We start from the raw sequence: 10,486 nt of genomic DNA on the forward strand, positions 1-10,486 counted from the left end.
GTTTAACGCCTCCCTTCTGAAGCCCGGCTGCCGAATAGTCCCTGGGGCCGTAAAAACAACAGGAATATAATCAGTCCAAAAGCGACTGCTTCGCGGTAAGACGAAGATCCATAAGCCACGCTGAACACTTCTGCAACTCCCAGAATCAGACCACCCACCATTGCTCCCGTCACATTTCCCAAACCGCCTAAAATCAGTACAGCCAACCCTTTAAAGCCCATAGATATGCCCATTGTAGGCTCAACAGCATTGAAGGCCAGCCCTACCAGTACTCCAGCTACTGCTCCCAGCCCAGAAGCCAGCATAACCGTGAGCACAATAACCTTACGTGTATCGATCCCCAACAGTCCGGCTGTTTCTATGTTTTCTGCAGTGGCCCGGATGGACTTGCCTAGTTTCGTTTTATCCAGCCAAAAGCGAAGCGTAATCATTAGTCCAAAAGAGATAGCAAGAATAATAATTTGGATGAGCGAGATTTTCAGTGTACCAATCTCAAATAACTGGCCCGAATAAATTGGGGGGAAAGACTGCGCCTGAGGTCCAAATATCTTAAGCGCCAGACTCTCCAGGAAAATGGATACTCCTATTGTACTAATCAGCGGAGCAAGATGAGACACTTCTCTGCGGCGCAGAGGGCGGAGCGCTACCCTTTCTAAGAGATAGCCCAACCCCGCTCCCACTGCCATAGCACCTGCTAAAGCCACGAAAATGCTCACATTGAACTTTGTGACAAGCATCAAGCCGACAAAAGCCCCAATCATGAATATTTCACCATGAGCCATATTTACGATGTTCAGTACACCGAATATCAAAGTATAGCCTAATGCAATTACTGCATACGTACTGCCTAATGTGAGGCCATTGACCACCTGTTGCAAGAACACTCGATTCACCCCTTCTCTGATTAGCACCTTATCAGCTCTAAGCCAGCGAATACTGGCGGTCTTAAAGCTGACAAGGTACTTGCTTCCTCTTCTTATTTCAGTTCGGTAAATTTACCATCTTTAACAACAAGGATGGTTACATCCATTGCCGGATTACGCTTAGCATCAAATGCAAACTTGCCTGTTATGCCTTGAAAATCTTTTACGGCTGCCAGGCTGTCACGCAGTTTTTTACGATCTGTTGTCGTCCCAGCATTCTCGATTGCGTTTGCCATAATGTATAAAGCATCATAGGCCTGCGCAGAGAATTGATCCGGCTCTTTATTGTACTTCGCTTTAAAAGCAGCTACGAAATTTTTCACCTTTTCGTCATCCTTGCCAGGAAACCAGGGACTGGCCACAACAGTACCTTCTGCAGCGCTGCCTGCAAGTTTAATTAATTGGGGCGAGTTGAAACCATTGTTGCCAACGACAGGAACGGTAATGCCAATTTCCCGGGCTTTTTTTAGAATAAGCGCAGCTTCCTGATATAAGGCTGAAATGATAATAGCATCCGGTTTAAGAGCTGCAATTTTGGTGAGCTGGGCTGAGAAATCCGTATCTTTATCAGCAAAGGTTTCTACCGTTACCGTCTCCAGGCCATTATCTTTAATCGCTTGCTCAAATGTCTTGAATCCAGATACGGTGAAATCGTTGTTATTGGAATACATGACAGCGACTTTTTTCAGTGCAAATTTTTCTTTCGCTTTTTTAACTACATTCGGAAGGGCCAGCGACTCAGGCAGCGAGTTGCGGAATACATACTCACCAATATCGGTAATTCCTTCGGCGGTAGTAGAAGTTCCCATAATAGAAACCCCAGCCTGACTGGCAATAGGACCGGCAGCAAACATTTCACCACTCAAGGTAGGTCCAATAATCGCCAGTACATTATCTTTATGAATCAGCTTATTAGTTGCATTGATTGCTTCATTTTTTTCACCTTTTGAATCTTCAAAAACAAGTTCTAGCTTGGTCTTGCCTTTAGCATTGATTTCATCTCTTGCAAGCTCCAGGCCCTGGCGGATCGCCTCACCATAAGCAGCACCGCCGCCGCTTAGAAAAGAAACCACCCCGATTTTAGCTGCACCGCCTCCTGCCGAACTCCCCGGTGCCGGAGCCTGACCACCGCCACATCCGGCTGCAACAGCTGTAAATACTGTAATAAGAGCTGCCGCTGTCCACTTTCGTATCCCACTTCTCATTTTATTCATTCTTATTTCCACCCTTCTTTTCTTGTATTTCCGGTAAAATCTAAGTAATAAGGCCAAGCAAAGATCGTTCGGGTCATCCCTCCTCTTACTAAAATAGAAAAGCCCCTACTGGAACAGGTAACCTGCCAGTAGGGGCGTGGAATCGCGGTACCACCCTACAATTATACTCTTGGCCCGGCAATTATTGCCGGACCATCCTTAACGCCGGATCGCGCTTAGGCCTAAAGTATACTTGAATCCAGTATACACACTCAGCCAAAGAGTTCATGGGCGAAGTAACGGCAACAGTCACGTACCGGCTCGCACCATCCGCCGGCTCTCTGGACGTTTTCCCTGTTGCTTTTATCCCAATCATTACTTTTACGTATCGTCTTATGAAATTAAAAACTGCAGAAGATTTCCTGAAGCAAGAAACCTTCCGCAGAGTCTTTTGTACTCACGGTGTGGCGCAGCACCATTGCCGCACTTGCATCGCTCGGACCAGACCTGTTTGTAACAGCGGAACCCTAGATGCACTTCCTCACGATATACTTTGTACTTGTTATTCATTATCACAGGACACTCGTCTTTTGTCAATAGTTTTGCTCATTTTAATTTACACTGTTACATTAAAAAATACAAAAGCTTCGTACAGTTATACTAACGAAGCTTTTGTATCGCTATCACTTATTTATTTACCTGTAAAGGCAGCTTTACGCTTCTCTACAAATGCAGACATTCCTTCCTTTTGATCAGCAGTGGCAAAGCAGAGCCCAAATACCTCCGCTTCAAAAGCAACTCCCGACTCCAGATCAACATCAAGGCCTTCATTAACGGCAGCTTTACACAATTCTACCGCTACAGGCCCGCGAGACATGATCGTCTGCGCCACGCTTTTCGCCTTATCGAGCAGCGCTTCCGGTGCTGTTACCTGATTGACCAGTCCAATGCGGTATGCTTCGGCAGCATCAATCATATCACCAGTAAACAGCAGCTCTTTGGCACGCCCCTTACCAACCAGCCGGGGTAATCTCTGTGTCCCGCCAAATCCCGGTGGAATGCCCAGACTCACTTCCGGCTGGCCGAGCTTGGCCTTTTCAGAAGCAATGCGTATATCACAAGCCATTGCTAACTCGCAGCCGCCGCCAAGTGCAAACCCATTAACAGCAGCAATTACCGGCCTAGGGAAGTTTTCAATTTTATTAAATATACCTTGCGCAAATTTAGCCCATTTACGGCCTTCAACAGCTGACATTGGCAGCATTGCCGTAATATCCGCACCGGCAACAAAGGACTTTTCGCCACTGCCCGTAATGATCACTGTTTTTACGGTATCGTCACCGGTCATTTGATCGAATATATCGCTAAGATCTTGAAGGGTATCATAATTTAGTGCATTTAATGCCTTAGGTCGGTTGATCGTAATCATGCCGACACCATTTTCTACTTGAAACAGCAAATTTGCATAATCCCTCATATGAACTACTCCTTTTTCTTATCCGTTATTTGGGCCTGTGAGCCTCCTACCGTAATATATTCCCTGCAATTACCATTCGCTGCGCTTCATTCGTGCCTTCATAAATTTGTGTAATTTTAGCATCGCGCATCAGGCGCTCGACGGGATACTCACGACTAAAACCATACCCGCCATATACCTGAACGGCATCAGTGGTGACCTCCATCGCCACATCAGAAGCAAACATTTTGGCCATGGCTGCTTCCTTCGAATAAGGTAGATGCCTGGATTTATTGTAAGCAGCCCGATAAGTAAGGAAACGGGCTGCATCAACTTTTGTCGCCATATCGGCTAACTTGAAACTGATTGCCTGGTTGCTTGCAATCGGCTTGCCAAATTGAATTCTTTGCTTTGCATACTTAATTGCGGCCTCAAGTGCCCCCTGAGCAAGTCCAACTGCTTGTGCGGCAACGCCTATCCGCCCGCCATCCAAGGTAGTCATAGCAATTTTAAAGCCATCCCCTTCCTTGCCTAGCAGATTACCGGCAGGAACCCGACAGTTTTCCATAATTACTTCCCGCTGCACGGAAGAGCGAATGCCCATTTTCACTTCCTTTTTGCCAAAGGATAATCCGGGTGTACCTTTTTCTACAATGAAAGCACTCATCCCTTTGATACCGGCGGCCTTATTCGTTGAGGCAATAATAACCTCGATTTCCGCTTCTCCACCGTTGGTATTAAACACCTTAGTACCATTTAGCAGATAATAATCACCATCACGAACGGCTGTCGTGGAGGCATTAGCCACATCAGTACCGGCATTGGGCTCGGTTAGGCCGAATGCACCTAACTTCACGCCTTCTGCAAGAGGTCTTAAGTATTTTTGTTTTTGCTCTTCTGTGCCATAATTAAAAATCGGCCAGGCACATAACGAAGTGTGAACAGATAAACCGATCCCTGTTGATCCGCAGATCCGCGATATTTCTTCAACTGCAATTGCATAAGACAGAAAATCACTGCCTGCTCCGCCATATTCTTCCGGATAAGGCAGGCCTAAAAAGCCAAGCTCACCCATTTGATCAAATATTTCCCGGGAGAATAGTTCCTTTTCATCCCGCTCTGCAGCGGATGGGGCAATTGACTTTTCTGCAAAATCTCTCACCATTTTCCGGATACTTTCTTGCTCGGCAGTTAAAACAAATTCCATTTTTTGTACCTCCACATCATTTTTTAATAAAAATTCCATAACAAGCTAACTACTACGTTCACCGTCCTTCAACTAACAGAAATTATTTATACAATAATTTTGGATATTGTAATTTTGCACGCAAAATTTATAACTAAAAAAAAGAGAAATTATAATTTCTCATATATATTTAATAGTACTTTACGGAAGACACGAACTTCTTCTTCGCTGCAGCCTTCCAGCATCGTCTTTGCAACACTTTGCATAATAGCGATAGCCTGGTCACGAATTGCATTTGCTTCTTCTGTCAGATATATATAATACGAACGCCGATCCTCAGGCACATCCACTCTTGATACGAAATGAGCCCGTTCCAGACGATCAATTAATCCCGTAAGAGTTGAATTGTCAAGATAACTTTTTTTACTTAATTCCGTAATCGATACGCCATCTCCCTTATACAGGGCATACAATACTACCAATTGGCCGGGTGTTATGCCGAGGCCGTGTTCTTCTAATAGTTTTTTTGTAAACTGAAAATGCTTCTGCTCAGATTTGGCGAGTAAAATACAAACATTATCAAAAATCTCTAGCACATTATTTACCCCTATACTTTGTTTACTAATATTTTGCGTTCACATTATTATTCTAATTGTTTTTTGAAAACTTTGCAAATACTTTTTCCTATTTTTAATGCGTAGCATAATTCTAAAAAAATCTTGACTTTAAAATGATTAGCATTATAATAAAAGCCAGAAGTATTTTGCACGCAAATTAAATTTGCATATTTTTTTCAAATTATATTTTGTTAACAAAATATCACAATGCAAACAAATTTCGAATTATCATTTTATTCACATACTTTGTGTGCGAAATATCATTAGCTGTTTAAGGAGGTATTTATGATGCGTTGCGCTATTTTTTCATTCGGTTCTACCCAACTCCTTACCCTTGTGAGCCATTTAATTGATTCTCATCAGGTTATTAACCATGAGAACCCGGCATCTACAGCCTGCGGTATTGCCAGAATCTATTACTCCTATTGCTGATTAAAAGATGCCTGAGGTTGCAATCAGCTGCAATTTCAGGCATCTTCTTGTTCAGTTTTGAAGACTACTTATAGTTTACTTCCGTATTCACACAGGCCGGCAGCGGCTTACCGGCCAGCCCGGCTAGTAAATTATCAGCCGTAAGCTCTGCCATAGCTGTCCGTGTTCCGACTGTTGCACTGCCAATATGAGGTACAATAAGAATATTGGACAACTTTAACAGCGGATGTGATCCCGGCAGCGGCTCTGGGTCGGTAACATCGAGTGCAGCATAGGCGATTTTTTCAGTTTCCAAAGCTTCTATTAAGGCTTGCGTATCAACGACCGCTCCTCGCGAAACATTGACAAAATAAGCAGTTGGCTTCATTTGAGCAAATTCTTTTCGCCCAAAAAGCCCCTTCGTTTCTTCCGATAACGGTGTTAGTACAATAATACAATCCGCCTCTGCAAGCAGCATCTCAAAAGACCGGTATTCGGCCCCAATTACTTCTTCATCAGTCCGTCGATTGCGATTATGATAGATAATGTTCATCCCAAATGCCCGGGCTCTTCTCGCCACTGCAACACCAATTTGCCCCATGCCCACGATGCCAAGCGCCTTGCCGGTAAGGTCCATGCCAAAAGGGATGCTTTTCCCCGGCACCCAATGGCCGCCCCGAACAAAATTCCAACCCTCATGCAGCCTGCGGGCTGCGCAAAGCAAAAGACTGAAAGCTAGTTCGGCAGTCGTTTCTACAAGCACTCCGGGAGTGTTGCCGAAAGGGACACACTTGCTGGTGCATGCTGCAATATCAACATTGTCATAGCCGACTGACGCCTGGGCAATGACTTTAAGCTCAGGAGCATGACGCAGCAAATCCTCATCTACGCGAATATTGCCGCTGGATACAAGTCCTTGAGCATCCTTAATCCATTCCAGCAGCGTTTCTCTTGGAATAGGCTCCGGTTTTTCCCACACCTTTACCTCACAATTATGTAGCACCTTTTGAAATGCCGGTTCCATTAATTTGTTCGTCATCACGACTCTGTACTTGCTCATTGCGTCACCTCAATTCTCATTTTTCAACTTAGCAGCAGAAAATAATTTCCTGGACTTTAACTAGTACTGATTGGGTTCCCTACTTTTGGCTAGAATCCTGCATGCCTTGCGAAGCAGACAAGTCTGCTTTTCAAAGATAATTTTCCGTTATCGTCCATAGGTTACTTAATCGCTATTTTATTTATTAGCAAATTATGGTATAAAGAAAGCAGCAATCCCTTGATGCATTAAAGGAGGTCTCTATATGCGCTTTATTACATATGAGTATGCCGGTCAGTCTGCACTTGGCTTACTAGCAGCTTCCGGACAACACATCATCCCGTTGGAGGCAGGCGAACGCCGTTATTTAGGAGACGTAAAACTGCCGTCTACTATGCTTGCTCTGATTGAGCAAGGTGATTCTGCCCTTGAAAGAGTACAGGCAATTGCAGTAAAATCGGCCAACGATCCTGACACCAGTTTGCTGCTGCAGCTTAATCAGGTCCGCTTATTAGCACCAATTCCCCGTCCTCTCAAAAACATTTTCTGCATTGGCAAAAATTATGCAGAGCACGCTATGGAATTTGATCAAACAGCGAATCCCGATGTGGCCATTCCGAAATATCCCGTAATTTTCACTAAAGCTCCAACTACCGTAATCGGGCCGGGAGCGGGGATTAAAAGTCATAGTCAGATTACCCAAGCACTTGACTATGAGGTAGAATTAGCTGTAATTATCGGTAAGCGCGGCTCCTACATCAAACCGGAAGAAGCAATGGACTATATCTTCGGTTATACCATTCTGAACGATATTACGGCAAGAGATTTACAAAAGCATCATCTTCAGTGGTTCCGGGGAAAAAGCCTCGATACATCGGCACCTATGGGCCCCTATATCGCTCACAAGTGCTTGATACCCGATCCAGGTAACCTAACCGTATCCTTAACAGTCAATGGCGAAACGCGGCAGCATGCATCAACAGCTGATTTTATTTTTACTATACCAACATTAATCAGTACTATCTCAGCAGGCATTACCCTTGAGGCGGGCGATATTATTTCGACAGGCACTCCTGCAGGCGTTGGCGCTGCACGTAAACCGCCGCAGTTTTTAAGGGCTGGCGATGTGTTAGAATTAACAATTAGCGGACTAGGGACACTATCCAATACTGTTATTGATTAAACAGATATACCCCTGATCGTGCGTTGCACGATCAGGGGTATATCTCTATATAGGGGGACAATTATGCCGGCAACATACACTTCATCACCAGCCTGTCTTGTCCCTCACCATATTCAGCCTTACGGAACTCAGAGACTATAAAACCAAGCTTCGTTTCATACAGCTTTACCGCTCCGGTATTAGCTGGATCTACGGTCAATTCCACCTCTCTAATGCCTTGTTGGGCTAGTTGCTGAAAGCTTTCCGTTAGCAGTTCCGTCCCAATACCCTTGCCCCGCCAATTTTGGCAAACCGATACTCCAACCAAATACGCCTTCTTGAAGTCATTCCAGTCCAGCATATACTGGATGGAACCTACGATTATTCCTTCGCGCCTGCCTGCGAAAACACGGCCATGTCTGATAAGGGGTACGAGATGCCACTCATTCATGCCACCACTGCCGAAGGCTTCCCTGTCTAATTCAACCAAACGGCTAATAACCGCTGCTTCAACGGCACTTATTTCTTCAATCATTATTTTTTTTCTCCTTATATTCCTTTTTTACATATTTGGAATCACAAGCAGAAAGAAGCCCGGCATATGTCAAATGAAAGGACATCTCATCTCCCACATGTATTTCTCGCTGTGAATCGGTAATGTCCACAATCAGATGATCACTGCTCGCTCCCATGACCTCGATATTCGCATCTACCGGCATGACTCCATCAATATTGACATCTTGCTTTCCCAAGGCCAGAATGGCCCTATTTCTTATTCCTTTATCGACAAAATGCGGAATATTGCCAAAAGCATCCCGGCCAACGTTTCCGATTGGCACAGACGGCTTATACTTTACTTCAATAACTTCAGCACGCAGTCGAAATGCATCATGGCAAAGCCCCGGAATGATTCTGCTGTTGGTTGTGTCTGTACCCAGCAGAATTCCTTCGCCGATTCTCAGCTGATTAACACCTGCAGGCATTTTTTTTGATTCTACTAAAAGCAGCGAAGAAGTACCACCGCCGGATATTACATCAATCGCAATTCCCAGCTTATCTTGTACGGTATTTTTCAAGTTAACGAGCACACTCAAGTTCTCCTGCTCTGGTAATATCCCGCCAAAGCAGCCCATATTAGTGCCTAATCCTTGCAAATAGATTCCCTTCATTTTGGATATCCGTTCTACCGAATCCAGTACATCTCCTTGCAGGACGCCTTCCCTTAGATCACCAACATCAACCATGAGAATAACCTGATGTACCCGGCCAGCTTGCCAGGCAGCCTGGCCCAGGGCCTCAATAACAGTTACCTCTGAATTTACACTGACGTCGGCATAGCGAACAACTTCTTCTACATTACTTAGCCGAGGAATTCTTAGCAGTGTTATCGACTGACCAAAACCTCTGCTTCTAAGTTCTTCGATATTCTCCAGCCTTGAATCTGCTAACCCATCTACTCCGCCCTCAATCATAGCACCCACAATCTGATGGATTGCTGTGAAACCCTTTGTTACCCCCAGTACGGCTATTCCTTGCGCATGACACTGTTCAACAATCCTGGCTGTATTTGTTCTTATTTTATCTAAATCAACCTCAAGTACAATGCTGTTCATCACAAAGCCTTCACTCCTAACCTCTCATATCACCTTAACTACACATCAAGTATGTATTCAGAGCAGGCAACTTTAAAAACAATTAAAGGTTGTTAGTATTATTATACTGCTTAGCCTAAGAATCGTCAAAGCAACCTGCGATTGTGTCCTATCGCGTCGTAACAAAATGGCCGCCCCGTATTGCCCTTGCATCCGATACCGTAACAAATGCTTTTTCATCCCATTCAAATATCAGCCGTTCCAGCTTTTTCACGCGTCTCCGTTCGAGAACGACATTGAGTAAATGATAGCTGCCTTCTTTCCCCTGGCAAGATACAAGAGTGACACCGAAGCCTTGCTCACGAAGATATGCAGCAAAAGCCACCCCGTCCTGCTGTGTAATCACCCACATAATTAAAAAACCCATAGCAAGCTTTTCTTCCAGCCATACACCCACTATATTCCCTACTGAAAAACCTAACGCATAGAAAACAAGGCTGGTCCATTCGGTTAAGGTGTTAAATATATAACGTAATGCAACAATATAGATTAGGATTTCTACAAAGCCTATAGCACCAGCAAACAGCTTTTGCCCGCGCATCAGCATGATTGTTCGAATGGTGGCAAGTGATACATCCGCTACTCTTGCAAAAAAAATAATAATATATCCTGCAAACTCCACTCTTGCTATCATCTCCTTGCCGAAAGAAATTGAACCCGGCAAGCTTATAATTCCCCTGCACAAGACATGGTATCCTTGCTTCTTATGCAGTTGCCAAATAGTCCCCTCGCTTCTTTCAAGGTCTGCAAAAAAATAAAATAGAGGCTACCGCACTAACGCTTGAGGCAGCCTCTATTTTTGTTTCCCGGAATATAGTAATAGGCAAATATACGGTTATGTACTTTT

11 protein-coding genes are annotated in these 10,486 nt (G+C 44.4%); 2 read left to right on the forward strand and 9 right to left on the reverse strand.

All coding sequences use genetic code 11. From position 1 onward, the window contains the following. Nucleotides 1–2 precede the first annotated feature (2 nt). The 5 genes from RTR76_RS15815 to RTR76_RS15835 all read right to left on the reverse strand — a co-directional run bounded on the left by RTR76_RS15815 (nt 3) and on the right by RTR76_RS15835 (nt 5,354). Nucleotides 3–884, reverse strand: coding sequence for a branched-chain amino acid ABC transporter permease (locus RTR76_RS15815; RefSeq protein ID WP_312522378.1), 882 nt, complete (start codon nt 882–884; stop codon nt 3–5). Between the two features lie 92 nt (nt 885–976). Beyond that, nucleotides 977–2,137 (reverse strand): ABC transporter substrate-binding protein, encoded by a 1,161-nt coding sequence (locus tag RTR76_RS15820; protein WP_312522385.1) that lies wholly within the window; start codon nt 2,135–2,137, stop codon nt 977–979. Between the two features lie 670 nt (nt 2,138–2,807). After that, nucleotides 2,808–3,593, reverse strand: a complete 786-nt coding sequence (locus RTR76_RS15825; RefSeq protein WP_312522388.1) for a short-chain-enoyl-CoA hydratase — start codon at nt 3,591–3,593, stop codon at nt 2,808–2,810. Nucleotides 3,594–3,639: 46 nt separating this feature from the next. Continuing rightward, a complete protein-coding gene (locus RTR76_RS15830; RefSeq protein ID WP_312522395.1) occupies nt 3,640–4,779 on the reverse strand; it encodes an acyl-CoA dehydrogenase in 1,140 nt (379 codons plus the stop codon). A gap of 149 nt (nt 4,780–4,928) precedes the next feature. Then, nucleotides 4,929–5,354, reverse strand: a complete 426-nt coding sequence (locus RTR76_RS15835) for a MarR family transcriptional regulator (protein ID WP_312522397.1) — start codon at nt 5,352–5,354, stop codon at nt 4,929–4,931. 306 nt (nt 5,355–5,660) lie between these two features. Here RTR76_RS15835 and RTR76_RS15840 point away from each other — a divergent pair, with 306 nt between their 5' ends. Beyond that, nucleotides 5,661–5,807 carry a hypothetical protein gene (locus RTR76_RS15840; protein ID WP_312522399.1) on the forward strand — a complete coding sequence of 49 codons (147 nt, stop codon included), beginning with the start codon at nt 5,661–5,663 and terminating at the stop codon, nt 5,805–5,807. Nucleotides 5,808–5,871: 64 nt separating this feature from the next. Here RTR76_RS15840 and RTR76_RS15845 read toward each other — a convergent pair whose 3' ends face one another. Continuing rightward, nucleotides 5,872–6,846, reverse strand: a complete 975-nt coding sequence (locus tag RTR76_RS15845) for a D-glycerate dehydrogenase (RefSeq protein WP_312522406.1) — start codon at nt 6,844–6,846, stop codon at nt 5,872–5,874. 244 nt (nt 6,847–7,090) lie between these two features. Between RTR76_RS15845 and RTR76_RS15850 the strand changes: the two genes are divergently transcribed. Beyond that, on the forward strand, nt 7,091–8,008 hold the full coding sequence (locus RTR76_RS15850; RefSeq protein ID WP_312522410.1) for a fumarylacetoacetate hydrolase family protein: 918 nt from the start codon (nt 7,091–7,093) through the stop codon (nt 8,006–8,008). A gap of 61 nt (nt 8,009–8,069) precedes the next feature. Here the strand turns inward: RTR76_RS15850 and RTR76_RS15855 are convergent, their stop codons facing one another. The 3 genes from RTR76_RS15855 to RTR76_RS15865 all read right to left on the reverse strand — a co-directional run bounded on the left by RTR76_RS15855 (nt 8,070) and on the right by RTR76_RS15865 (nt 10,303). After that, a complete protein-coding gene (locus tag RTR76_RS15855; protein ID WP_312522412.1) occupies nt 8,070–8,522 on the reverse strand; it encodes a GNAT family N-acetyltransferase in 453 nt (150 codons plus the stop codon). Beyond that, entirely contained in the window at nt 8,515–9,600 is a 1,086-nt protein-coding gene (locus RTR76_RS15860) for an alanine/ornithine racemase family PLP-dependent enzyme (protein ID WP_312522421.1), read from the reverse strand. Before RTR76_RS15860 ends, RTR76_RS15855 begins: the two co-directional genes overlap by 8 nt. A gap of 148 nt (nt 9,601–9,748) precedes the next feature. Further along, nucleotides 9,749–10,303, reverse strand: coding sequence for a DUF5698 domain-containing protein (locus RTR76_RS15865; protein ID WP_312522414.1), 555 nt, complete (start codon nt 10,301–10,303; stop codon nt 9,749–9,751). Between the last annotated feature and the right edge of the window lie 183 nt (nt 10,304–10,486).

It is taken from the genome of Anaerospora sp. (genome assembly GCF_032013335.1).
Classification (GTDB): domain Bacteria; phylum Bacillota; class Negativicutes; order Sporomusales; family DSM-15969; genus Anaerospora.